General features: G+C 54.1%; 29 protein-coding genes. 20 read left to right on the top strand and 9 right to left on the bottom strand.

Translation table 11 applies throughout. From position 1 onward, the window contains the following. The first annotated feature begins 138 nt into the window (after positions 1–138). The 7 genes from oppA (at position 139) to CBW22_RS16235 (ending at position 8,088) form a co-directional block, all read left to right on the top strand. Positions 139–1,779, top strand: coding sequence for an oligopeptide ABC transporter substrate-binding protein OppA (gene oppA, locus CBW22_RS16265; RefSeq protein WP_021510084.1), 1,641 nt, complete (start codon positions 139–141; stop codon positions 1,777–1,779). A gap of 81 nt (positions 1,780–1,860) precedes the next feature. Then, positions 1,861–2,781, top strand: coding sequence for an oligopeptide ABC transporter permease OppB (gene oppB, locus CBW22_RS16260; protein ID WP_021510085.1), 921 nt, complete (start codon positions 1,861–1,863; stop codon positions 2,779–2,781). 15 nt (positions 2,782–2,796) lie between these two features. Next, positions 2,797–3,705 carry an oligopeptide ABC transporter permease OppC gene (oppC, locus tag CBW22_RS16255; protein WP_021510086.1) on the top strand — a complete coding sequence of 303 codons (909 nt, stop codon included), beginning with the start codon at positions 2,797–2,799 and terminating at the stop codon, positions 3,703–3,705. A gap of 11 nt (positions 3,706–3,716) precedes the next feature. Next, complete coding sequence (locus tag CBW22_RS16250; protein ID WP_021510087.1) at positions 3,717–4,736, top strand: ABC transporter ATP-binding protein; 1,020 nt, start codon at positions 3,717–3,719, stop codon at positions 4,734–4,736. Further along, positions 4,733–5,737, top strand: coding sequence for a murein tripeptide/oligopeptide ABC transporter ATP binding protein OppF (gene oppF / locus CBW22_RS16245; protein WP_058785617.1), 1,005 nt, complete (start codon positions 4,733–4,735; stop codon positions 5,735–5,737). The genes CBW22_RS16250 and oppF overlap by 4 nt, the downstream gene beginning before the upstream one ends. A 226-nt stretch (positions 5,738–5,963) precedes the next feature. Continuing rightward, on the top strand, positions 5,964–7,109 hold the full coding sequence (locus CBW22_RS16240; protein WP_088517194.1) for a tyrosine-type recombinase/integrase: 1,146 nt from the start codon (positions 5,964–5,966) through the stop codon (positions 7,107–7,109). Between the two features lie 577 nt (positions 7,110–7,686). Next, complete coding sequence (locus CBW22_RS16235) at positions 7,687–8,088, top strand: VOC family protein (protein WP_088517193.1); 402 nt, start codon at positions 7,687–7,689, stop codon at positions 8,086–8,088. Between the two features lie 81 nt (positions 8,089–8,169). On the opposite strand, the gene CBW22_RS16230 is transcribed toward CBW22_RS16235, so the two are convergent. After that, positions 8,170–8,358 (bottom strand): YegP family protein, encoded by a 189-nt coding sequence (locus tag CBW22_RS16230; RefSeq protein WP_088517192.1) that lies wholly within the window; start codon positions 8,356–8,358, stop codon positions 8,170–8,172. A gap of 553 nt (positions 8,359–8,911) precedes the next feature. Between CBW22_RS16230 and CBW22_RS16220 the strand changes: the two genes are divergently transcribed. The 10 genes from CBW22_RS16220 to yecR all read left to right on the top strand — a co-directional run bounded on the left by CBW22_RS16220 (position 8,912) and on the right by yecR (position 15,298). Beyond that, positions 8,912–10,444 (top strand): DUF3987 domain-containing protein, encoded by a 1,533-nt coding sequence (locus tag CBW22_RS16220; protein ID WP_088517190.1) that lies wholly within the window; start codon positions 8,912–8,914, stop codon positions 10,442–10,444. 800 nt (positions 10,445–11,244) lie between these two features. Then, positions 11,245–11,562: a hypothetical protein gene (locus CBW22_RS16215; RefSeq protein WP_088517189.1), complete on the top strand. Its 318-nt coding sequence runs from the start codon at positions 11,245–11,247 to the stop codon at positions 11,560–11,562. Beyond that, positions 11,559–11,843: a hypothetical protein gene (locus tag CBW22_RS16210; RefSeq protein WP_088517188.1), complete on the top strand. Its 285-nt coding sequence runs from the start codon at positions 11,559–11,561 to the stop codon at positions 11,841–11,843. The genes CBW22_RS16215 and CBW22_RS16210 overlap by 4 nt, the downstream gene beginning before the upstream one ends. A 12-nt stretch (positions 11,844–11,855) precedes the next feature. Next, positions 11,856–12,098 carry a hypothetical protein gene (locus CBW22_RS16205; RefSeq protein WP_141097329.1) on the top strand — a complete coding sequence of 81 codons (243 nt, stop codon included), beginning with the start codon at positions 11,856–11,858 and terminating at the stop codon, positions 12,096–12,098. Next, positions 12,095–12,427, top strand: coding sequence for a hypothetical protein (locus CBW22_RS16200; RefSeq protein ID WP_088517186.1), 333 nt, complete (start codon positions 12,095–12,097; stop codon positions 12,425–12,427). Before CBW22_RS16205 ends, CBW22_RS16200 begins: the two co-directional genes overlap by 4 nt. Positions 12,428–12,579: 152 nt before the next feature. Continuing rightward, positions 12,580–13,068, top strand: coding sequence for a hypothetical protein (locus tag CBW22_RS16195; protein WP_088517185.1), 489 nt, complete (start codon positions 12,580–12,582; stop codon positions 13,066–13,068). 86 nt (positions 13,069–13,154) lie between these two features. Next, the gene (locus CBW22_RS16190) at positions 13,155–14,120 is read left to right on the top strand and encodes a hypothetical protein (RefSeq protein WP_141097328.1); all 966 of its coding nucleotides are present in this window, start codon (positions 13,155–13,157) and stop codon (positions 14,118–14,120) included. A gap of 134 nt (positions 14,121–14,254) precedes the next feature. Continuing rightward, entirely contained in the window at positions 14,255–14,497 is a 243-nt protein-coding gene (locus tag CBW22_RS16185) for a hypothetical protein (RefSeq protein WP_088517183.1), read from the top strand. A 12-nt stretch (positions 14,498–14,509) separates the two neighbouring features. Next, positions 14,510–14,821: a hypothetical protein gene (locus CBW22_RS16180; protein ID WP_088517182.1), complete on the top strand. Its 312-nt coding sequence runs from the start codon at positions 14,510–14,512 to the stop codon at positions 14,819–14,821. A 135-nt stretch (positions 14,822–14,956) separates the two neighbouring features. Continuing rightward, complete coding sequence (gene yecR / locus CBW22_RS26110; RefSeq protein WP_141097327.1) at positions 14,957–15,298, top strand: YecR family lipoprotein; 342 nt, start codon at positions 14,957–14,959, stop codon at positions 15,296–15,298. Between the two features lie 109 nt (positions 15,299–15,407). On the opposite strand, the gene CBW22_RS16175 is transcribed toward yecR, so the two are convergent. Together CBW22_RS16175 and cls are read right to left on the bottom strand one after the other, a co-directional pair. Continuing rightward, on the bottom strand, positions 15,408–15,737 hold the full coding sequence (locus CBW22_RS16175) for an HI1450 family dsDNA-mimic protein (protein ID WP_217899529.1): 330 nt from the start codon (positions 15,735–15,737) through the stop codon (positions 15,408–15,410). Between the two features lie 37 nt (positions 15,738–15,774). Further along, the gene (gene cls / locus CBW22_RS16170) at positions 15,775–17,235 is read right to left on the bottom strand and encodes a cardiolipin synthase (RefSeq protein WP_021510090.1); all 1,461 of its coding nucleotides are present in this window, start codon (positions 17,233–17,235) and stop codon (positions 15,775–15,777) included. A gap of 162 nt (positions 17,236–17,397) precedes the next feature. Between cls and CBW22_RS16165 the strand changes: the two genes are divergently transcribed. Next, the gene (locus CBW22_RS16165; protein WP_088517180.1) at positions 17,398–17,571 is read left to right on the top strand and encodes a YciY family protein; all 174 of its coding nucleotides are present in this window, start codon (positions 17,398–17,400) and stop codon (positions 17,569–17,571) included. A 16-nt stretch (positions 17,572–17,587) separates the two neighbouring features. Here CBW22_RS16165 and CBW22_RS26375 read toward each other — a convergent pair whose 3' ends face one another. Both CBW22_RS26375 and CBW22_RS16160 read right to left on the bottom strand, forming a co-directional pair. After that, a complete protein-coding gene (locus CBW22_RS26375; RefSeq protein WP_021510092.1) occupies positions 17,588–17,761 on the bottom strand; it encodes a hypothetical protein in 174 nt (57 codons plus the stop codon). Beyond that, positions 17,761–18,057, bottom strand: a complete 297-nt coding sequence (locus CBW22_RS16160) for a YciI family protein (RefSeq protein ID WP_010617723.1) — start codon at positions 18,055–18,057, stop codon at positions 17,761–17,763. The genes CBW22_RS26375 and CBW22_RS16160 overlap by 1 nt, the downstream gene beginning before the upstream one ends. A gap of 205 nt (positions 18,058–18,262) precedes the next feature. Between CBW22_RS16160 and tonB the strand changes: the two genes are divergently transcribed. Next, complete coding sequence (gene tonB, locus CBW22_RS16155; protein ID WP_031280217.1) at positions 18,263–18,994, top strand: TonB system transport protein TonB; 732 nt, start codon at positions 18,263–18,265, stop codon at positions 18,992–18,994. Between the two features lie 51 nt (positions 18,995–19,045). On the opposite strand, the gene yciA is transcribed toward tonB, so the two are convergent. The 4 genes from yciA to CBW22_RS16135 are packed head-to-tail and all read right to left on the bottom strand — an operon-like array spanning position 19,046 to position 21,295. Then, the gene (gene yciA / locus CBW22_RS16150) at positions 19,046–19,462 is read right to left on the bottom strand and encodes an acyl-CoA thioester hydrolase YciA (RefSeq protein ID WP_058758638.1); all 417 of its coding nucleotides are present in this window, start codon (positions 19,460–19,462) and stop codon (positions 19,046–19,048) included. Positions 19,463–19,516: 54 nt separating this feature from the next. Beyond that, complete coding sequence (locus tag CBW22_RS16145) at positions 19,517–20,056, bottom strand: septation protein A (RefSeq protein ID WP_058758637.1); 540 nt, start codon at positions 20,054–20,056, stop codon at positions 19,517–19,519. 60 nt (positions 20,057–20,116) lie between these two features. Beyond that, a complete protein-coding gene (locus CBW22_RS16140) occupies positions 20,117–20,851 on the bottom strand; it encodes a YciC family protein (protein WP_088517179.1) in 735 nt (244 codons plus the stop codon). Positions 20,852–20,878: 27 nt separating this feature from the next. Then, a complete protein-coding gene (locus tag CBW22_RS16135) occupies positions 20,879–21,295 on the bottom strand; it encodes a YkgJ family cysteine cluster protein (RefSeq protein WP_088517178.1) in 417 nt (138 codons plus the stop codon). 245 nt (positions 21,296–21,540) lie between these two features. Here CBW22_RS16135 and ompW point away from each other — a divergent pair, with 245 nt between their 5' ends. After that, positions 21,541–22,173 carry an outer membrane protein OmpW gene (gene ompW / locus CBW22_RS16130; protein ID WP_058771265.1) on the top strand — a complete coding sequence of 211 codons (633 nt, stop codon included), beginning with the start codon at positions 21,541–21,543 and terminating at the stop codon, positions 22,171–22,173. The last annotated feature ends 41 nt before the right edge of the window (positions 22,174–22,214 follow it).

The raw sequence follows: 22,214 nt of genomic DNA, 5'->3' as shown, positions 1-22,214 counted from the left end.
TACAGTCGGGCGTCACGTTGCCGTGGTAACCCTGCAGGGTGGTAGTGATCTTCGCGCAGACAGGCGGAGATCTCCCGGAAACGGGGTACGCCGGGCGGTCAGCCGACCCGGTGACGATAATAAAACTGGAGCGTAATAATGAACAACATCACGAAAAAAAGCCTGATCGCCGCAGGCGTACTGGCGGCCATCGGCGCGCTGGCAGGGAATGCTGCACTGGCGGCCAACGTACCGGCGGGTACCGAATTGGCAGCGAAACAGGAACTGGTGCGCGGCAATGGCGATGAAGTGCAGTCGCTGGATCCGCACAAAATCGAAGGCGTGCCGGAAGATAATATCGCCCGTGACCTGTATGAAGGTCTGATCGTGAGCGACAGCAACGGCAAGCCGGTTCCGGGCGTCGCGGAAAGCTGGGAAAACAAAGACTACAAAGTCTGGACCTTCCATCTGCGTAAAAATGCCAAATGGTCAAACGGCGAGCCGGTCACCGCGCAGGACTTCGTCTACAGCTGGCAGCGTCTGGTCGATCCAAAAACCGCCTCGCCCTATGCGAGCTACCCGCAGTATGGCCACATCCTCAACGTGGATGACATCATCGCCGGTAAAAAACCGACCTCCGATCTTGGCGTGAAAGCACTGGATGACCACACGCTGGAAGTGACGCTGAGCGAGCCGGTACCGTACTTCGATAAGCTGCTGATCAACGCGGTGATGTCACCGGTGTATAAGCCAGCCATTGAGAAGTTTGGCGACCAGTGGACGCAGCCGCAGAACTGGGTCGGCAACGGTGCCTTTAAACTGGAATCTCACGTGATCAACGAACGCGTGACGCTGGTGCGTAACCCGGAATACTGGGACAACGAACATACCGTACTGAATAAAGTCACCTTCCTGCCAATCAACTCCGAAGTCAGCGATGTGAACCGTTATTTCTCCGAGAACGGCAGCGACATCACTTACAACAACATGCCGATCGAGCTGTTTAAAAAACTGCAGCGTGATAACGGTAAAGAGCTGATGGTGAAACCGTATCTGTGCACCTACTACTATGAAATCAACAACCAGAAAGCACCGTTTACCGATGTCCGCGTGCGTACCGCGCTGAAGCTGGGTCTGGATCGCGACATCATGGTGAACAAAGTGCTGGCGCAGGGTCAACAGCCGGCCTACAGCTTCACCCCGCCAGCCACTGACGGCATGGAACTGCTGCCGCCGGACTGGTACAAGTGGGATCAGAACAAGCGTAACGAAGAAGCGAAGAAACTGCTGGCCGAAGCCGGTTATACCGCCGACAAACCGCTGACCTTCAACCTGCTGTACAACACTTCCGATCTGCACAAAAAACTGGCGATTGCCGCCTCGTCCATCTGGAAAAAGAACATCGGCGTGAACATCAAGCTGGAAAACCAGGAGTGGAAAACCTTCCTGGATACCCGTCATCAGGGCAACTTCGATGTCTCCCGCGCAGCATGGTGTGCCGACTATAACGAACCGACTTCCTTCCTGAACATCATGCTGTCGGACAGCAGCAGTAACACCTCGCACTATAAGAGCGCGGACTTCGACAAAGTGATTCACGATGCGGTGAAAGCGGCGGATGACAAAGCGCGCGTGGCCGATTATCAGAAAGCAGAGCAGATCCTGGATAAAGACAGCACCATCGTGCCGGTTTACTACTACGTGAACGCGCGTCTGGTGAAACCGTACGTTGGCGGCTACACCGGCAACGATCCGCTGGATAAAACCCTGGATAAGAACCTGTACATCATTAAGCATTAATAGCACTCAGGCTATCGACAGTGGCGGTGCTGCGGCGCCGCCTTTTTGACTTTGTGAAGCAACAGCCTGGTAGGTACGGCAATGTTAAAATTCATCCTGCGTCGGCTCCTTGAAGCCATCCCGACGCTATTCATTCTGATCACCATCTCCTTCTTTATGATGCGACTGGCACCCGGCAGTCCGTTCACCGGCGAGCGTGCGCTGGCGCCGGAAGTCATGGCCAACATTGAGGCCAAATATCATCTCAACGATCCGATCGGCAAACAGTATCTCAGCTACCTGGTGCAGCTGGCACACGGCGATTTCGGGCCGTCGTTTAAATATAAAGACTACTCGGTTAACTACCTGGTCGGTCATGCGTTTCCGGTATCGGCCAAACTGGGGCTGGCAGCCTTCTTCCTTGCGGTGGTGCTGGGCGTCACGGCGGGGGTTATCGCCGCGCTGAAGCAAAACAGTTTGTGGGATTATGCGGTCATGGGGGTGGCGATGACCGGGGTGGTTATTCCCAGCTTCGTGGTGGCACCGCTGCTGGTACTGATCTTTGCCATCACCCTGCGCTGGCTGCCAGGCGGCGGCTGGAATGGCGGCCAGTGGAACTACATGCTGCTGCCGATGGTGGCGCTGTCACTGGCTTACATCGCCAGTATCGCCCGTATCACCCGCGGCTCGATGATTGAAGTGATGCACTCCAACTTCATCCGCACCGCGCGTGCGAAAGGTCTGCCGCTGCGCCGTATTGTGCTGCGCCACGCGCTGAAGCCGGCGCTGCTGCCGGTGCTCTCCTATATGGGGCCGGCGTTTGTTGGCATCATCACCGGTTCGATGGTAATCGAATCAATTTACGGTCTGCCGGGCATCGGTCAGCTATTCGTCAACGGCGCACTGAACCGTGACTACTCGCTGGTGATGAGCCTGACGATTCTGGTCGGCGTGCTGACCATCCTGTTCAATGCGATCGTTGACGTGCTGTACGCCGTTATCGATCCGAAAATTCGTTACTGATGGTGGAGCTCGCTCATGATGTTAAGTAAGAAAAATAGCGAAGCTCTGGACGCGTTCAGCGAAAAGCTGGAAGTGGAAGGGCGCAGCCTGTGGCAGGACGCACGTCGCCGCTTTATTCATAACCGTGCGGCCCTTATCAGCCTGCTGGTGCTGCTGGTGATTGCGCTGTTCGTGGTGTTCGCCCCGATGCTGGCGCAGTTCAAATATGATGATACCGACTGGGCTATGATGTCTGCACCGCCGGACACCACCTCAGGCCACTGGTTTGGCACCGACTCCTCGGGACGTGACCTGCTGGTGCGCGTGGCGATTGGCGGCCGTATCTCGCTGATGGTCGGCATCGCTTCAGCGCTGATCGCGGTGCTGGTGGGCACGCTGTACGGTTCGCTGGCCGGCTACCTCGGCGGCAAGATTGACTCGGTGATGATGCGTATCCTGGAAATCCTCAACTCGTTCCCGTTTATGTTCTTCGTCATCCTGCTGGTGACCTTCTTTGGCCGCAATATCCTGCTGATCTTCGTTGCCATTGGCATGGTGTCATGGCTGGATATGGCGCGTATCGTGCGCGGCCAGACGCTGGGACTGAAGCGCAAAGAGTTCATCGAAGCGGCGCAGGTCGGCGGCGTTTCTACCGGCAATATCGTGCTGCGCCACATCGTGCCGAACGTGCTGGGCGTGGTGGTGGTGTATGCCTCGCTTCTGGTGCCAAGCATGATCCTGTTTGAATCCTTCCTGAGTTTTCTTGGCCTCGGCACCCAGGAGCCACTGAGCAGCTGGGGCGCGCTGTTGAGCGACGGCGCCAACTCGATGGAAGTATCACCGTGGCTGCTGATGTTCCCGGCGGGCTTCCTGGTGGTGACGTTGTTCTGTTTCAACTTTATCGGCGATGGCCTGCGTGACGCCCTCGACCCGAAAGATCGTTAAGGAGTTTCCCGATGACCCATCATGATACTCAGCAGCCGCTGGCGGCTGCACCTGCGGGAAACGCTAACCTGCTGCTGGACGTTAAAGATCTGCGCGTCACCTTCAGTACCCACGACGGCGACGTGACCGCTGTGAACGACCTCAACTTTTCCCTGCGCGCCGGTGAAACGCTGGGCATTGTTGGTGAATCCGGCTCCGGAAAATCGCAAACCGCGTTTGCGCTGATGGGACTGCTGGCGAAAAATGGTCGCATTGGTGGCTCGGCGCAGTTTAACGGCAGCGAAATCCTCAATCTGCCGGAAAGCAAGCTGAACAAGCTGCGCGCGGAGCAGATTGCGATGATTTTCCAGGACCCGATGACATCGCTCAATCCGTACATGCGCGTCGGCGAACAGCTGATGGAGGTGCTGAAACTGCACAAAGGCATGAGCAGCGCCCAGGCGTTTGAAGAGTCGGTGCGCATGCTGGACGCGGTAAAAATGCCGGAAGCGCGCAAGCGCATGAAGATGTTCCCGCACGAGTTTTCCGGTGGCATGCGTCAGCGCGTAATGATCGCCATGGCGCTGCTGTGCCGGCCAAAGCTGCTGATTGCCGATGAGCCCACCACCGCGCTGGATGTCACCGTGCAGGCGCAAATCATGACGCTGTTGAATGAGCTGAAGCGTGAATTCAACACCGCCATCATCATGATCACTCACGATCTCGGCGTTGTTGCCGGGATCTGTGACAAGGTACTGGTGATGTATGCCGGGCGGACCATGGAATATGGCCGTGCGCGCGATGTGTTCTACCAGCCGGCCCATCCGTACTCGATCGGTTTGCTGAGCGCGGTGCCGCGTCTTGACGCGGAGGGGGAGTCGCTGACCACCATTCCCGGCAACCCGCCCAACCTGTTGCGTCTGCCGCAGGGCTGTCCGTTCCAGCCGCGCTGCGCTTATGCCATGGATATTTGTGCCAAATCACCGCCGCTTGAACCGTTTGCCGAAGGGCGCCTGCGCGCCTGCTTCAAACCGGTGGAGGAGTTAGTATGAGCACCGTAACTGAAGAGAAAAAAGTGTTGCTGGAAATCGCCGATCTCAAGGTGCATTTCGATATCAAAGACGGCAAGCAGTGGTTCTGGCAGCCGCCGAAAACCCTGAAAGCGGTGGATGGTGTCAGTCTGCGTCTGTATGAAGGCGAAACCCTCGGCGTGGTCGGTGAGTCCGGCTGCGGCAAATCCACGCTGGCGCGCGCCATTATCGGTCTGGTGAAAGCCACCGACGGACGCGTGGCGTGGCTGGGACGCGATCTGCTGGGCCAGAGCCAGGAAGAGTGGCGTCAGGCGCGCAGTGACATTCAGATGATCTTCCAGGACCCGCTGGCCTCGCTCAACCCGCGTATGACCATTGGTGACATCATCGCCGAACCGCTGCGCACCTACTATCCGAAGATGCCGCGTCAGGAAGTGAAGGATAAGGTTAAAACCATGATGATGAAGGTCGGTCTGCTGCCGAACCTCATCAACCGCTATCCGCACGAGTTCTCCGGTGGCCAGTGCCAGCGTATCGGTATCGCCCGTGCGCTGATTCTTGAGCCGAAGCTGATTATCTGTGATGAGCCGGTGTCCGCGCTCGACGTATCGATTCAGGCGCAGGTGGTCAACCTGCTGCAGAAACTGCAGCGTGAAATGGGCCTGTCGCTGATCTTCATCGCGCATGACCTGGCGGTGGTGAAGCACATCTCTGATCGCGTACTGGTGATGTATCTCGGCCACGCGGTGGAGCTGGGAACCTATGATGCGGTGTATAACGATCCACAGCATCCGTACACCAAAGCGCTGATGTCGGCGGTGCCGATTCCTGATCCGGACCTGGAGAAGAATAAGCAGATTCAGCTGCTGGAAGGGGAACTGCCGTCGCCGATCAATCCGCCATCAGGCTGCGTATTCCGCACCCGCTGCCCGATTGCCGGCCCGGAGTGCGCCAAAACCCGACCGCTACTGGAAGGCAGTTTCCGCCATGCGGTGTCCTGTCTGAAGGTTGATCCGCTATAAGGGCGGTGCCATAAACAACAACGCCGGGCAGTGCCCGGCGTTTTTTTATGCGCTGCGGCTTATTCACGCCAAACAATTTTTCTCCGTATTGATTAGTATTTGCTCGCATTGAATAGGGCCGCTAGGTAGCGTCGCGCCTGGGTTTCGTGTATTTATCTGCCTAAATTAACCCGCACTTGTATGGGCCCGCTTTGGGTACAAAACAAGGTAAATAGGTACACGAAAAATGATTAATTCAAAAACAGACGCACTTAAGTTTAAACCGGACGAGGGAAAGACCTTTAAGAAATCAAGGGTAACAAATCAAGGACTGAAAGGACTCTATTTAGTATGCCGTGTGACCAAAGCGGGCACGCTATCTAAAAGCTGGAGGTTCATTGCTAACGGCAACGATTTGACCTTAGGCACTTTCCCTCGCTATTCACTCGATGAAGCTCGGGCCTGGTCGTCAGATGTATGGAAACGCATTAACTCAGGTTTTGTACCTGACAATGCTCCATCTGTACCAAGAACTATGGATCAGCTGTTTGCAGAGTTCATTGACCAACATGATGTCACCTTATCAACAAAAAAATCCACCAGCTCAGTATGGCGCAAGCATGTAGCCGGTTCGGCGCTGGGGCAAGCAAATCCGGCCTTATTAAAGCAGCCGCTTGTAGTCCATCATGCAAAAATAATGGGGGTAACTACTGGCACTGTTCGCTACCTACAGACAGTTAAAGCCATGATGGCTTACGGCAACATCACACATGGGTTTCAACCAGTACATGTACCATCTGCTGGAGTCATATTTGGTTCCAGAAGAGCCTACAGCGTTATCAATCCTAAGCGTTTTAATGTGCTGGACTCTGAGCAGTTCAAAAGGTTGTATCGACTATGCGCAGCAAGCTGGGATCCGGTTGATCAGATTCTGATATGGGCGATGCTAACTGGTGCGAGGAAAGGGGAGGCGATAGGTTGCCGTTTCAGCGAAATAAAAGATGGTGTATGGATTCTCCCCGCTGAGCGTACCAAAACAAACGTACAACGAGAAATCCCCTTAACTAAGCAACTATTAGCCATCATTGAACGAAACCGATGGCGTCAATCCGAGGGGGATCTGGTATTTGGCACAGTTGGAGCAGCTACTGTTTCACAAAGATGTGAGCGATATAGACCTATCATCGGCAATGATTTCACATGCCATGATTTGAGAAGAAGCTTCGCGCATCTGGCTGGTCAGGTTGTTGATCCCTTTGTGGCCGATCTGATGATTGGTCATGCACCCGTAGGTGCTAGTAAAGCATTCTCGGTTTATCAGCCACAGGCATTCATTGAACGCGTTAAAACAGCTTGGCAGGCGTGGGATAATTGGGTTGACACTAATCTTTAATGGAAATGCCTTATTTTGATGAATGGCTTATAAGCCAAAATTAGCAATTGATATCATTGGTTTTTTTAAATAGGGTTGACTTATAAATATAGGTCAATCCTATTTTTTCTTTAAAAACATATCTTTACATGAATTTTCTCTTTCGCTAGTGTCTTCCTCATCCAATACCGAGGAATACACAATTATGTCTACGCCAACTCTTTTATCATTACCTGACGTCGTTGCACGCCTTTCTGTTACACGCGATGTTTATTATAAAACTCTGCGTCATATCCCAGGTTTTCCAAAACCTCTGAAGTTCGGGAAATCAATTCGCTTCCGTGAAGATCAACTTGCTCAGTTCATTAAAAATGCTACGGAGTAGCGGCAGGAATATTTTGAAAAGTTGATTTTCACAAGTCAAAAATATGCCGTATAGATTAGAGAGAATATCTAAGAGGGGTAAACCAAAACCATAGTATAGCTCACCGAAGAAATGACCTTGAGTTATAAAATAGTGCTAGGAGATTGCAGGGAAGCTCTTCTATGTTAAAAGAGAGTGTCCGGGCTGTTGTGCCTGAAACCTGACGGAGCAGAAATGAGAACGCAAAAGCGATGCATGGGATACGTGGCGATCGTGGTCGACGACTACGATCGCGCGATTGAGTACTACACCGACAAGCTGGGCTTTACCCTGGTTGAAGACACGCCGCAGCCCGGCAAGCGCTGGGTCGTGGTGACCCCGAACCCGGAGAGCGACTGTAATCTTCTCCTGGCCCGTGCTTCAAACGAGCGGCAGGAGGGCTTTATCGGCAACCAGTGCGGCGGGCGGGTATTTCTATTCTTGCAGACCGACGACTTCTGGCGCGACTACAACGCCATGAAGGAAAAGGGCGTCCACTTCTGCCAGGAGCCACGGGAGGAGGAGTACGGGATGGTGGTGGTGTTTGAGGACCTTTACGGTAACCGCTGGGATCTCTACCAGAACGCGCAGCCCTGACAAATATGCTGCTTTGCAGGACATGTAATGCCCTGACCAATTGATTAAAAAGGGCTAAAATTAGCCCTTAGATAATTTTAATCAAGTTTCATCTCGAATGACTGTGGAACTGCCATTCTTTTGTACGGATGCAATGCCATTTTGAGCTGCTTGTTTTGATGAATACATCTCGCTGGTTGCAATCACTTCATGATTATCCGCTTTTAAAATGAAGTAATATTTCTGGTCAAACAGCGACGGTTGGCCTTTTTTGATTACGTAATATCCCATGAGGTATCTCCTTATCCTGCCGCAACATGCGACAGGTAACTCAATATTCTCTTTTGCAATCGACTGATCAATATGCATTTTTTATCGATGCATGAACTTTGATTGGTATCACTTTTTCATCCAAGAGTAGTGTCTACGCATACAACTGGAAATATAGGTCAACCCTATATTTATCAATAAGTTATATTGATCCTTGGCTATGCAGTCATGTATTTTGTATACGACAGTCTCCTACAGTTAGAGGTATCAGGATATGGCACTACCAAAGTTAGTAAGCTTGGCAGAAGCGTGCCGGGCTTTGAGCTGCAGTCGCTGGCAGTTCTACAGTTCGCCGGCATGCTTCCCCGCGCCCATTAAGGTCGGCGGCCGCATTAAATTCAGAGAAGATGAGCTTGTGGCCAAGATCGCCGAGCTACAGGCGCAGACGGCGGAAAACAGATGAACTACCAAAAACGCGAAAGCCCCGAACTGCGGCAAACAGTCGGGGCTTTTCTAATTCTTCGCGGGCGCAAGTGCGAAGCTTTTACAGAACAAAAAACATGAGCATTTAACTATGAAAAACCCTCACGCTTTACAGAATAGTTTAAAAGATGAACGCGCCGATTGCAACGTCCATCATATCTCAGAAGCAGTCAAAAGCATCAAAGATCGCCAAAATGCAAAGAAAATCGCCGAAAAGGAAAGTGCTGCCAAGTACCAGCGGGAACTTAAAGCAGAAGACATACGGCTGGAAGCTCTGGAGCATCAGCACGGCAGCATCTTTGAAATCATCAAAGATCACCCGATCGCTGAATTTATCAAGCAGGTGGCATCATCCCGGCAGGTTGTCCTGGATAGCGTCACGCTGGTGGGGCTTAGCATGCTATCCAGTGCAGTGGGCATGGCGTTCAAATGCAAGCGTCCTGGCTACGTTGCTATACCTGTTGGCCTTTACGCCGTCGCAGCGCAACCGCCCGGTGCCAGAAAATCGGCGGTCATCAGCGCGTTCTCTGAAGCGTTATTCGGCGCACTGATCAATCGTAATGCCGCGCTGAAAGAAGAAATTATCAATAGCGACGATGACATAGTGGTTAATGCGGCGCGCGATAAATTATTCCGTCCGTTCGTCAGCGACGCCACCGCCGAATCGGTAGAAGAGCATGTGTTGCGATCGACCGAAGGTTTTTTTGCCGTTCAGACCGACGAGCAGACAATGCTGGACACGCTCTTTCGCCGTAAACATGAGGGTTCAACCGGCGAGCCGCCCAGCTTCCTGACGCAAGGCTTTGAAGGCGGCTATGTCTGTTCCAGCCGCGTTACGCGCAAAGGATTCTCCGGGAACGCCCACGGTGCCATGACTGTATTTGCACAAGAAGGCGCCATTGATACCGTCCTGAATGCCGGTGTTACCGTAAGAGGAATGGTGCAACTGCTGGAGGAAGCTACTAACGTTGGATCCCGCAAAAGGCCAACTGCAGAAAGCCGGTACTGCGATCCTGCAGCATGGGAGCAAATGGGAGAGCGCCTACTCGCTCGACTGCCGGCAGAACGAGGTTTAAAGCGTCTCCACACCCTGAAAGTGTGCGACTCTGGTAACGAACTGCTGGACGACTTTGCGTACTTACTTGAACCCCAGGTATTGCCGGGGCAGCGCTTCTCGAGCGAGGAAATCCAGCTTAGCGCACTAAATGCACCAGTCGTGGCCACAAAAATCAGTGCCGTCCTGCATGCAGCACGCAACCTACTGGTGGCAGACGATGTGCCGACTGATATCGGGCTGGACGATATAGAGCTGGGCATTCTGCTGGCGGAGAAGCTGCTGGACGTGAAAGAGCGCCTTTTGCTGTCGCGAGGCCTTATGGGCGGCGATAACGCCGAGAAAGATGCGGTGCTGGCCTTCCTTGGTAAGCAGCCTGGCTTTGCTTTCCCGGCAAGTGAAGCCGTTCGCCGGCTTCGAAACATATCGCCTTTTCGATCTGCAGGCCCGGGCGGCTCACGCCAGTCAACATCAGCTATCAATGCCGTTCTTCGGCAGATGGTGGTCTCAGGAATCATCGGCGGAGATATCGACGGGATCAGGTTAAAGACTATCCGACTCAACCGTTAAAAATCCAAAGCGCCCATGTGGCGCTTTTTTTTTGCAATTATCCGTATGGAAGTGATTACCCGCAGTTAATGCTGAAACATTTGGAAATATAAAATGGTCCACTTTCGTGCCAAATGGTCCACAGCTAGCACGATTTTTTTTAATTTAACATTAACCACTTATAGAAAATGGTCCAGATCGTGCCAGTAGACACCCCCATGTATAGGGATCTGCCGTCCATGTCGTGCTAAAACTGGCCCCTTTATAAATATATATTTTATAATATATATATATTAATCAGCGGCTTGGGTCCTTCTTTTGCTTGGATGGCTGGACCATCTCGCACGATTTGGCCCAAAATCAAAGAAATCCAGCAACGGCAAGGCTTTGCGATCGTGCAACCACTGGACCATGCAGAACGGATTTGGACCATTTCTAGTGTCACGTTGCGTTACTTAACGTACAAGTGCGTACTCAACGTAACACTGCTGCCGAACGGCAGTCAGCACCAGTTATACCGCCATACTCTTACCAGGCGTACCGCCTGCAACCACGCAAGGCATCAACCACCAGCAACGGCAAACACCCAGGCTTTTCGCGCTGGTGGATCGTTAGCGCATCCCTCATTCAAAGCGTTCACTGTAATCAGATAAGCCTCGACGTTCCGATTTATAGCCCTACCTAAAATGCGTCAAACCTATAATAGGGTTGACCTATATATTATTGATTTTAAATAATATTTTTATTGACTGCAGGATTGGCCGGGCATATCGTTGAGTTCATGAATTAACCGATTTTAACCACCCAGAAGGCTGTCAAAGATGCGACAACCACACCTGAATTTGAAAGCTGAACAGCAGAGAAAGCTATCCGAACTCGGCGCGCAAATCTCCTGCCTGATCGGCGGTTTTCAGCCAACCCACCACGCTTTAGGGCGCGAGGTTTTCGATCTCGGGCTGGCTGTGCTGGAAGCACGCTTGGCTACTGGCTCTGCCATGCACGGTGAAGCTGGATATCAGCAAATCCTCGGCGAGTCGTTGGCTCATGCCGCATTGCCGCAGGCTGCATTATCACCGGCAGAGCGTGAACAAATCCGCGCCACCCTGCTGGGCGCAATGCGTCAGGATTCGGCGGCATGAGTGCTGGACGCGAACTGCTTGAGAATGTGGCACGCCGTCATATCGATAAGTGGATCGCACAGGTTGTGGCACGCGCACTGCCGGAGAATGCACCAGCAGTACTTATCGCGCAGCTTAACGAACGCGCTTCTGCTGCAGCCTTCCTCGCGATGATGCATCACATAGATGCCGCTGCTGCACAACTGGATGCTGACGGCGAGATGGATGAGAAAGACGCTGTGCGCGCCCTGTTGTTGCACATGAACAAGACGCTGCGCCACACCACGGCAGCCGTTCACTAACCGAGAGGCAAGATGATGGACCGCAACCAATTACTGAAAGCACTGAGCGCCGGGGAGCATGACAAAGCCACCATCGGCAATGTTGTCGATCTGCTGTTATCCATGAGCGCAGCCGTGCGAGAGAAGACAGCCGGCGATGTCGACGAGTTACTGGGTCTGATCTCTGAGCTGCAGGACGATGTGGCGCAGCTCAAAGATATGGTCGCTGAGCTGTCGAGCCGTGTTACGGCGCTTGAAGCGGAGCAGCAGTCGTGAAGGCTGACTGGTATGACCGCTATTACACCAGCAGCTTTGTATTGTGTGCCGCTCAAATTGCGATCACACATCATCTGAATGGCGGTGACATCTTGGGGCCACGCGCCCACATCAGCCAGGCGCGTGAGATTGTTGATGAGGCGATGTCCTGGCTACGTAGGCTGCAACCAGCGTTCACAAATGAGCGCATGCCAAACGGCAGCTATCGAGGTGATCGTGCAGCAGAGGCCCACAACCGGCCGCTTATCAGGGCGCACCTGCGCGAATTATGCGCGGCAATGGGTACCAATTGCGTTGACCACTTCGACCGACTCGTTGCACAGCAGTAGTTGCTACAGAAATGATTGTATTTGCAACTATATCGAGAGGAAAAGGCCGGTCGACCCGGGGGGTTGCGGCGAAATAATCAGGGCGGAAGTCCTGGAAACCGCCACCGTTCGCACGCGCGGAATGTGTTTAGAGTTTAACTAAGGTTTAACCAATGAAAACGGCGCCTTTAAGAGGTAAACGTGAACAAATGGCGCAGGCTTTAGCAAAAGGTTTGCAGCCAGTTCCAGCAGCGATCGCCGCCGGATATTCACAAAGCGTTGCCGCGGTAAAAGCCAAGAGTTATGCGGCTGCTCCTGACATGGTGGCACGTGTTGAAGATCTGCGAGGTGGTAAAGCTGCAGTGATTTCCGCGGATGCCAGTGGAACGGAAAAGGCGGTAATCCCACTCGACCCGCTGGAAGCGCTGCTTCAGGCAATGACTGGGCAGCTGATGCTTACAGTTGCCCAAGAACGTATCGCGATGGGACTGATGCCGTGGTTCTACGCTCAGCGGAAAGATGCAGTCAGCAAAACCGGGGCAAAGCCTGCTGTTGTGAAAACCGGTGGAGTTGGGCGTGACAAGCAGCAACAAGCTGCCGTGGCAGGCGATCCGGTCCAGCAAAAAATGGCCGAACTGGCAGCCCGCATTAGGCAAAAATGATTTTTTAATGCTGGCAAATACGCCGGTAAAAATAACCAGGCAAACCGCACGGACGGCGCGCCGCAAAGCGAAGAGGTTCGACAAAAATGAAAGCAGATACGCTTCTGAAGGCTCAGACAGGAATCCGTGCGGCGCGCTATTTGGCAGTGAACGCATTGCAAGACGCTAAAGCGATGTTGAAAAACGATCCTGTCGCACTCGAATTTATCGAAAAAGCTGCAGTACCAGGCTTGGGTACCGACGGTTTTCCGGAAGTCATCAGCACCGTTGCTGCGCAGAACTTGGCCCAGGCCGTTATCGCCGATAGCGTGCTGCCGTTGCTTCAAAATGGTGGCGCCAACGTACGGGGTTTCGGTGATCTCGCCGTTGGAATCAGCGCTTCAGGTGCGAGTTTTGTAGCTCAGGGCAAAGCGACGCAGGTTATTGCTGGCAGCACCCTGCCTGCGGCAGAACGCCTCACCCCTTATAAAATTTCCGTGATCACCGTGCTTACGGATGAGCTAACGCGCTCCGTGTCCGCTGAAACCAACGCACAGATTGCCCAGGCACTGGCCGATACAGCAGGCCCGGTAATTGATGCAACCCTGCTTGATGCCAACGCAGCGGACGATGCCCGACCGGCAGGCCTACTGGAAAATGCAGTGGCAGCCAGTGCGAATACCGTTGCCGCCGTTATGCAAAAACATGCCGAGAAAAACAAAATCGCCGGAACGGTACTGGTGTTGCCAGTTTCGGCAGCGTTTAGTGACGGTTTCAATGAGATGGCTGCTGGTCTTTTCCGCCTCGGGGTGACGTTGCATGTGTCTCCGGCCAATGTTGAAAAAATCATCGCGATTAACCCACGTAAAATTGTCATGACAGCGCCAGCGACTGATCTGGACAACAGTACTTCGGGCACGATCGAGATGGTTGACAGCTCGGCACAGGACTCTCTTGCCGGCACCGGCACACAACTGGTTTCCATGTTTCAGACCAACAGTACCGCGATCCGCAGCCGTACCTGGCTTGATATTCGTCGCCTGACTGATGACGCAGTGACTATTGGCGCATAACGCTGTACGGCTCTTCGGAGCCGTTAACGAGTTCCTCGAGGGAGACGGTGGGTCTGCAGCGAAACAGACTCCACAACGGCAGCCGGCAAGCCGTGACACAAACCGGCACTAATTCACAGTCTGAGGACAAAGCGATGACCGTAAACCAAAAACGCAGCCATACGATCGCCGAAATGATGCTGGCCAACTCTCTACGTGCTGCAGACCGCACGTTGGACGAAGCAGCGTCGACCGGAAGCGATAACCCAACTCAAAGCGCTGCACGCCGTGCCGTGCATCATAAAACATCACGTGCATGTGCCCGTAAACGTCGCGCTGCCGATGCGCTGGCTGCCGCTGATTTTGCATGGCAAAAACCAGTGCCGTTCCGCCGCTAACAGGCACCGGCCATGAGCAACCCGATCCGGTTTTGCCGCAAAGAATATTTGTGCGAGGTTGAGCTGTTCCTGCTCAATCGGCAGGCCGCCCAGGATCACGCCGAAGCCATTGAAAGCCTTGCAGGCGGGACGGCCGCACTGCGGCGCCCCCGAATTAGACGTTTGGAAACACCGCAGCGGATGGCAAGAAGGGAATCCACACCAGCAAAAGCTCCAGTCAGCGGCCCGATAACGGCAGCGAAATCACCTGAAGCCATACTGGCGTTATCCGAAGCGGAAATACAGACATTCACATGGCGGCAGGCACGCCCACTGCGTCGCTAAGTTTTCGCCCCTCCATCGGTGATCGATTGAGTAAATTGCCAACTAAGAATATTCCTAATAAAGCGAATCCATTGTTTAATACATGTGTAAGATTTGCCTCTTTCACATCATTCACAAGCAATGGGTCTTTAGCCAATGAAAAAATTATTAGTACTTTTGGGAACTGTAATGGTTTTGACGGGCTGCGCGACATCGACTGGTAAACCAGTAGAAGTCGTAAACGCTGATCGCGCTGGTGGGGTAGTCACAGTCGGATATGTTAACTCTGAAAATTTGCCGCTAATGGATGACGGCAGCAAAGCCCGCTGGGGTGATGCGGTTGGCATTGCGACTCGGGTTTGTAGTAAGTGGGGCTATGAAAGCGCTGAAGAGCTGACGCCACATGCGCGTACGGAAGGGCAACGTAACGGTTTTGGACAGTTGTTAAACGGAAGTGTTACGAAGCAATATCAGTGCTTGGGTGGGGCAGTTAAGTAAACATTCTGGCCACGGGTTGGTGGCCATTTGAAAAAAAAAATAAAAAAATTATCTTCGGAACATTCATGGGTGCAAAAATACCGCAAGCCTTGTCCCGCAAGGCTTACAATCAATCACGCCACAGAATATGACACAGCTTATGGTCTTTCTCGCGGCACAGCAGGATGCGCGCGAACACATCGGTAATCGGTTCGCCGTCCGCTTCACCAAGGCCGATCACCACTTCTGAGAAGAAGTCAGGGTTGAGATCGAAATCCACATGTTCCTGCCAGTCTTCGGATGGATCAAACAGCTCGGCGCCGCCGCGCTCTTCAAATTGCAGATTGAACAGAATGATGTCTGCCGGATCGAGGTTATCGCCTGCCAGCTCAAGAAAAATATCGTAAGCCTGTTCCAGCGTTTCATCTTCAGTAAGGCGATTATTTAAATCCATGGTCATTCCTGCTTGCCCTGAGGCGGTAATATTTTCGCTCGTTTTACAGTAAAGGGCTAAAGAAGTAAAACAGTCGTTCGACGATGCGCTGCCACCAGGCACGTTTTGCCCAGCGCGCGCCGTCCAGCAGACGCGAACGGGCGATATAATCATCCTGGACGGTGGCGAGATCGCTACCAAAGCCATCATCATCCACCACCAGCGTGATCTCGAAGTTAAGCCACAGGCTGCGCATATCCAGGTTCACCGTGCCCACCAGGCTGAGCTGACCGTCCACCAGCACGCTCTTGGTGTGCAACAGGCCATCTTCAAATTGATAGATTTTCACCCCGGCTTCCAGCAGTTCAGTGAAGAAGGCGCGGCTGGCCCAGCCGACCAGCAGTGAGTCATTGTGGCGCGGTACAACAATGCTCACCTCAACGCCACGCAGCGCGGCGGTACAGATGGCGTGCAGTAAGTCGTCGCTCGGCACGAAGTAGGGCGTGGTCATGATCAGCTGCTCGCGCGCCGAATACACCGCCGTCAGCAGCGCCTGATGAATCATGTCCTCCGGGAAGCCCGGACCTGAGGCGATCACCTGAATGGTGTGACCGCTCTCCTGCTCAAACGGCATCACATTGCCGTCCGGCGCCGGCGGCAGAATGCGTTTGCCGGTTTCGATTTCCCAGTCGCAGGCGTAGACGATGCCCATGGTGGTGGCCACCGGGCCCTCCATGCGCGCCATCAAATCAATCCACTGACCCACGCCAGCATCCTGTTTAAAGAAGCGCGGATCCACCAGATTCATGCTACCGGTATAGGCAATATAGTTATCGATCAGCACCACTTTGCGGTGCTGACGCAAATCCATGCGGCGCAGGAATACACGCCACAGGCTAACCTGCAATGCCTCGACCACATCAATACCGGCGTTGCGCATCATGCCCACCCACGGACTGCGGAAGAACGCCACGCTGCCGGCGGAGTCCAGCATCAGGCGGCAGTGCACGCCGCGCCGTGAGGCAGCCATCAGCGATTCCGCCACATCATCAGCCAGACCACCCGGCTGCCAGATGTAAAACACCATCTCAATATTATGGCGCGCCAGCTGAATATCGCGGATCAGCGCCTGCATCACGTCATCGGCGCTGGTCAGCAGCTGCAGCTGATTGCCTTTAACGCCGGCAATGCCCTGACGATGACGGCACAGCTCGAACAGGGAACGCGCCACGTCGCTGTGTTCAGTCGCGAAAATGTGACGACACTGTTTCAGGTCGTTGAGCCATTTGGCGGTCGAGGGCCACATGGTGCGGGCGCGTTCTGCGCGACGTTTACCTAAATGCAGTTCGCCAAACGACAGATAGGCAATAATACCCACCAGCGGCAGAATGTAGATGATCAGCAGCCAGGCCATCGCTGAGGTCACCGCACGCCGCTTCATCAGGATGCGCAGCGTAACCCCGGCAATCAGCAGCCAGTAGCCAAACAGCAGCAACCAGCTGATAAGGGTATAAAATGTGGTCATAAAGTGGACGTCCCGTTCGCGCTTTGATGGGCAAAGTTTACGTGTTGATCTGCGCCAGCGAAACCTTTAATCGTTGATGACGTTTCGATGAAGGTTTCGATTTGGCATTTTTAGCCAGATCACTATAATGCGTCGCGGGTTTAGCCAGTCAGAGAGGATGTGATGAGACGCAGCAGAAATGAAGTGGCCCGCTGGAGAATGTTACGCCAGGCGCATCGCCGTCGTGCCCGCTGGCTGGAAGGGCAGTCACGTCGTTATAAGCGCATCCATGCGATTCGTCATCAGGTAGCGCAGCAGCAGCGCCGCTCCATCCTGTTTATCACGCAGAATACCTGAGCAATGAACGCGGTCGTCAGTGGCCGCGTAATACCAGTGAAACATTCACTATCTGCAGGGCCGCCGCCAGTACTACCAGCATGACGATGTGCTGGCGCGCCTGACGCCAGCCCTGACGGCGCCACAGCCACAGCGCACGACCAATCAGTAGCAGCACCAGCACTAACAACAGAAGGGGCTGCCACTGCATCAGAACACCCGTTTAAACGGTTTAACCGTGACTTTGTCGTACACGCCAGCGGCGATATACGGATCGTCATTGGCCCATGACTGGGCCGTTTCCAGCGATGAGAACTCGGCAACAATCACAGAACCGGTGAAACCAGCCGGGCCCGGCTCATTACTGTCGACGGCAGGCAGAGGACCGGCGACAATCAGACGCCCCTCATCCTGCAGCAGCTGCAGACGCGCCAGGTGTGCCGGGCGCACAGAGTTACGTTTTTCCAGTGAATCTGCGGTATCTTCCGCATAAATGACGTAAAGCACGATGGGATACTCCCGTTAGACTTGCCGAATTTGCGAGACACGTTAAGTGATCGCTAAACAGAGTGCAAACGAAAGATAATGGGCGCGCGCTGCAACGCAGGCAGGGTTAAAAAGCGCCTTTCTTTTGGGCTTCAGTAGCGTGCTTATTGAAACTGATTGCTATTTGCATTTAAAATCAGCGCTTCACTCAATGAACATGACTGATATGACGACGTTGACTACGCCTTTTCCAACCCGAACGCCTGTGTCCGTGATTTTATCCGTGCTCCTTCACGGTTCGGTAATCGCCGGCATTCTTTATGCTTCATTTCATCAGACCATTGAGGTTCCTAAAGCGTCTCAGCCTATCAGCATTAGCATGGTGGCCCCCGAAGTGCAGCCTGAACCGGCACCGGCAGCTGTAACCCCGCCGCCGCCGCCCGAGCCGGAACCCGAGCCGGAAGTCGCGCCAGAGCCACCAAAAGCCGAGCCGGTGCCGATCCCTAAGCCGGAACCTAAACCGAAGCCAAAACCGAAACCGAAGCCAAAGGTGGAGAAGAAGGCAGAGCCGAAACCGCGTCAGCAGGTGAAGCCGCAGGAGAATCCGTTTAAACAGGACGCGCCAGCCGCGCAAACGCGCCCCTCTACGGCACCGAAGAGTAACCCGGCCCCAACGCAGACGGTGTCGGATGGACCGAAAGCAATGAGCGTCAGCAAGCCGGCATATCCGGCGCGTGCGTTCGCGCTGCGCGTTGAAGGGCGGGTGCGGGTGAAGTTTGACGTGGACAGCGATGGGCGCGTCGATAATGTCGAGATTTTGTCCGCCGAGCCGCGCAACATGTTTGAGCGCGAAGTGAAGCAGGCGATGAAGAAGTGGCGCTATCAGCCAGGACGGCCGGGCAAAGGGCTGACGATGAACATCGTGTTCCGCATTAACGGCGGCGCGAACATCGAGTAAAGCCAGACAGGCAAACAAAAAGCGGCCATTCCGGGCCGCTTTTTTATACGCTTAATTGCTCAGATTGGCCTGGCCTTCCGGCAGTGGACGGGATTTCCCGCTGTTATCGACCGCCACATAAACAAACACCGCTTCGGTGGCGCAGTAAGTCTGGCCGATCGGTTCGGACGACACTTTTTTAATCCACACTTCCACGTTAATGGTCATCGAGCTATTGCCGGTGCGGATGCAGCGCGCGTAGCAGCTCACCACATCGCCGACGGCGACGGGCTTGAGGAAGGTCATACCGTCCACGCGCACCGTTACCACGCGGCCTTTGGCAATCTCTTTAGCCAGTATCGCGCCGCCCATATCCATCTGCGACATCAGCCAGCCGCCGAAGATATCACCGTTGGCATTGGTATCTGCCGGCATCGCCAGGGTACGCGAGACCATCTCGCCTTGCGGCAACTTATGTTTTTCGTCCATTGCTCAGTTCTTCTGCAGGTGAAGACAAGCCCGGCGGAGACCGGGCTGCATCGATTATTTTTGTTCTTGTTGCGGCATCTGTCGCCAGATGTACAGGCCGCTTAACAGCGTAAACAGCAGGGTCAGGCCGGTAAGACCGAACACTTTAAAGTTAACCCAAAACGCCTGGGATAACCAAAACGCGACATAAATATTCGCCAGGCCGCAGGCCAGGAAGAACAGGGCCCAGGCGATATTCAGCCGACGCCATACCGCACCCGGCAGCTGCAGCTCTTTGCCAAGCATGGTCTGGATCAGCGGTTGCTGCATAAACCACTGGCTGTACAGCAGCGCCAGCGCGAACAGCGAGTAAATCACCGTGACTTTCCATTTGATGAATTCATCGTTGTGGAACACATAGGTCAGGGTGCCGAACACCGCAACCAGCACAAAGGTGAAAATGGTCATTTTTTCCAGCTTGCGGTACAGCACCCAGCTGACCACCAGCGCAATACCGGTCGCCACCACTAGCGCGCCGGAGGCGACAAAAATGTCGTACAGCTTGTAGAAAATAAAGAAAACTACCAGGGGAAGAAAATCGAGTAACTGCTTCATAGCGTTTCCAGTCAGGGGCAGGAGCGTTGAGTTACGGCGCCGCCGCGGGCGCCATAACGCTTAACGTAACAGCATATACAGCCGGTACAAATAGATAATCAGAATGGCTGATACCAGGTTGCCCAGCGCGTTGAGCACCACCGAGGCGATATTGGCAGGCAGCACGGTCAGCGAAGAGAAGAAGAACATCAGCGCAATTTTCGCCAGCAGCCACAAAATAATCGCCGGGGCGATCACCTTAATGTTCTTCCAGGCCAGACGCATACTGGCGCGCATCGCACTGAAAATGCCCATTTTTTCACTTGCCAGCATCACCGGCGCCAGCGACAGCAGAATCGCCAGAATCACACCCGGCACCATCAGTACCATAAAGCCCAGCTGAATCAGCAGGGTGATCAGGAAGGTCTGCACCAGCAGTTTCGGCAGCAGCGGCGCAGAGGCGCCAATCGCGCGCAGCGCGCTGACGCGCTGTCCACTGGATACCATCGGCAGCAGGCACAGCATGCCGCCCAGCAGCAGCGTGTTGCCAATCAGGGCAGCAAAAGTGCCGGCGGCAGAGGCGCGCAGCAGAATGCGTTGCTGATCCGGTGACATGTTCTGGACGATTTCAAACAGCGAAGAGGCGCTGCTGTCGGTCTGGCTGAGCAGGGATAACTGATCCTCGCCCGGCGTCAGGGCGTGGCCAACAATCACGGTAATAAACGAGGTCAGCAACGCCATCAGCACGATGGTGACCAGCTGATGGCGCAGAAAATTTCCTGTGTCACGGTATAACGAGCTTGCCGTGATAGACATGTACACTCCTTGAAGGAACCGGGTTAATTAACCCGGCGATTGTACATGTTCTGCAGGCAGGCTGGCACCCGGAATCCCATAACTTTCTGTCATCTCAGGTAAAGAAGGGTGAAAAAGCGCGGGTAAACCATAGCGCGCCCGGGCGCGATCGCAGGCGTCATTTGGCACGCCATTTTCGCCGGACATGGCGAACTCCCGGCACGGTGACGGCCGCTGCGCATAAATCCCACAGGAAACACAGCCGCCAATTTCACCCTGCAGCGCCACGCAGCGCGGGACACGATCGTTGGTGCCGCGCATGTTGCGCATCAGCAGGCTCAGGGGTTCTGTCAGTTCAACCGGCACCGCGCCACCGCCGTCGTCGGCTTCGGCCCAGTAAAAAGAAACGCGAAAATGGGCGCAGCAGGCGCCACAGGTCATACAGGGGTTAAGTAAATCGCTCATCTGATCGCCCGCCACTCCTGAGGCTTCGAACCAAAATCACAAAAGGGGAATAGCAACATAATCACGCCGTGTCATGGCGGCAACAGGATTTTTATGTCCGCTTGTAAAGGCAAAATTGATCTGAATCAATTCATTGTTTTATAAGTGATTAATGTGAATTGATGCTGATGATCTTTTCGCAAAAAAGGGGTAAATCTTGTGCCGCGATTAACCTCAATACCCTGTTTTCCGGCAAAGGAGTGATTATGAAACTGGCTAAATGCGCGCTGCTGCTGGCGCTGGCGATCCCGCAACTGGCACTGGCTCACCAGGCCGGTGATTTTTTTGTGCGCGCCGGTAGCGCGACCGTTCGTCCGACCGAAGGCTCTGATAATGTGCTGGGTATGGGCGGCTTCAGCGTCAGTAATGATACCCAGCTGGGTCTGACGTTTACCTGGATGGCGACCGACAATATCGGCGTTGAGCTGCTGGCGGCCACGCCGTTCCGCCACAAAGTGGGACTTGGCCCGACCGGCAACCTCGCTACCGTGCGTCAGCTGCCGCCCACCCTGATGGCGCAGTACTACTTTTTCGACAGCCAAAGCGCGCTGCGCCCTTACGTTGGCGTCGGGATCAACTACACCACCTTCTACGATGCGAAGTTCAACCAGACCGGGCAGGATGCGCAGCTGAGCGATTTGAGCGTGAAAGACTCCTGGGGCGTGGCGGGTCAGGTCGGGCTGGATTATCAGATCAACCGCGACTGGATGCTCAACGCGTCATTGTGGTACATGGACATCGATACCGAAGTGAAATTCAAAGCGGCGGGCGAACAGCAGAATATCAATACCCGCATCGATCCATGGGTGTTCTTCTTTGGCGCGGGCTACCGTTTCTGATTTTTACACCAGAAAGAAAAAGGGCGACCCGCAGGTCGCCC

It is taken from the genome of Pantoea sp. VS1 (assembly GCF_002207995.1).
Lineage (GTDB): Bacteria > Pseudomonadota > Gammaproteobacteria > Enterobacterales > Enterobacteriaceae > Pantoea > Pantoea dispersa.
The sequence above is the reverse complement of the archived record's forward strand: the minus strand, read 5'-3'. Positions and strand labels throughout refer to the sequence as shown.

Coding starts and splice junctions, on each gene's coding strand:
- oppA (WP_021510084.1), top strand. CDS start 139: ATGAACAACATCACGAAAAAAAGCCTGATCGCCGCAGGCGTACTGGCG.
- oppB (WP_021510085.1), top strand. CDS start 1,861: ATGTTAAAATTCATCCTGCGTCGGCTCCTTGAAGCCATCCCGACGCTA.
- oppC (WP_021510086.1), top strand. CDS start 2,797: ATGATGTTAAGTAAGAAAAATAGCGAAGCTCTGGACGCGTTCAGCGAA.
- CBW22_RS16250 (WP_021510087.1), top strand. CDS start 3,717: ATGACCCATCATGATACTCAGCAGCCGCTGGCGGCTGCACCTGCGGGA.
- oppF (WP_058785617.1), top strand. CDS start 4,733: ATGAGCACCGTAACTGAAGAGAAAAAAGTGTTGCTGGAAATCGCCGAT.
- CBW22_RS16240 (WP_088517194.1), top strand. CDS start 5,964: ATGATTAATTCAAAAACAGACGCACTTAAGTTTAAACCGGACGAGGGA.
- CBW22_RS16235 (WP_088517193.1), top strand. CDS start 7,687: ATGAGAACGCAAAAGCGATGCATGGGATACGTGGCGATCGTGGTCGAC.
- CBW22_RS16230 (WP_088517192.1), bottom strand. CDS start 8,358: ATGGGATATTACGTAATCAAAAAAGGCCAACCGTCGCTGTTTGACCAG.
- CBW22_RS16220 (WP_088517190.1), top strand. CDS start 8,912: ATGAAAAACCCTCACGCTTTACAGAATAGTTTAAAAGATGAACGCGCC.
- CBW22_RS16215 (WP_088517189.1), top strand. CDS start 11,245: ATGCGACAACCACACCTGAATTTGAAAGCTGAACAGCAGAGAAAGCTA.
- CBW22_RS16210 (WP_088517188.1), top strand. CDS start 11,559: ATGAGTGCTGGACGCGAACTGCTTGAGAATGTGGCACGCCGTCATATC.
- CBW22_RS16205 (WP_141097329.1), top strand. CDS start 11,856: ATGATGGACCGCAACCAATTACTGAAAGCACTGAGCGCCGGGGAGCAT.
- CBW22_RS16195 (WP_088517185.1), top strand. CDS start 12,580: ATGAAAACGGCGCCTTTAAGAGGTAAACGTGAACAAATGGCGCAGGCT.
- CBW22_RS16190 (WP_141097328.1), top strand. CDS start 13,155: ATGAAAGCAGATACGCTTCTGAAGGCTCAGACAGGAATCCGTGCGGCG.
- CBW22_RS16185 (WP_088517183.1), top strand. CDS start 14,255: ATGACCGTAAACCAAAAACGCAGCCATACGATCGCCGAAATGATGCTG.
- CBW22_RS16180 (WP_088517182.1), top strand. CDS start 14,510: ATGAGCAACCCGATCCGGTTTTGCCGCAAAGAATATTTGTGCGAGGTT.
- yecR (WP_141097327.1), top strand. CDS start 14,957: ATGAAAAAATTATTAGTACTTTTGGGAACTGTAATGGTTTTGACGGGC.
- CBW22_RS16175 (WP_217899529.1), bottom strand. CDS start 15,737: ATGACCATGGATTTAAATAATCGCCTTACTGAAGATGAAACGCTGGAA.
- cls (WP_021510090.1), bottom strand. CDS start 17,235: ATGACCACATTTTATACCCTTATCAGCTGGTTGCTGCTGTTTGGCTAC.
- CBW22_RS16165 (WP_088517180.1), top strand. CDS start 17,398: ATGAGACGCAGCAGAAATGAAGTGGCCCGCTGGAGAATGTTACGCCAG.
- CBW22_RS26375 (WP_021510092.1), bottom strand. CDS start 17,761: ATGCAGTGGCAGCCCCTTCTGTTGTTAGTGCTGGTGCTGCTACTGATT.
- tonB (WP_031280217.1), top strand. CDS start 18,263: ATGACGACGTTGACTACGCCTTTTCCAACCCGAACGCCTGTGTCCGTG.
- yciA (WP_058758638.1), bottom strand. CDS start 19,462: ATGGACGAAAAACATAAGTTGCCGCAAGGCGAGATGGTCTCGCGTACC.
- CBW22_RS16145 (WP_058758637.1), bottom strand. CDS start 20,056: ATGAAGCAGTTACTCGATTTTCTTCCCCTGGTAGTTTTCTTTATTTTC.
- CBW22_RS16140 (WP_088517179.1), bottom strand. CDS start 20,851: ATGTCTATCACGGCAAGCTCGTTATACCGTGACACAGGAAATTTTCTG.
- CBW22_RS16135 (WP_088517178.1), bottom strand. CDS start 21,295: ATGAGCGATTTACTTAACCCCTGTATGACCTGTGGCGCCTGCTGCGCC.
- ompW (WP_058771265.1), top strand. CDS start 21,541: ATGAAACTGGCTAAATGCGCGCTGCTGCTGGCGCTGGCGATCCCGCAA.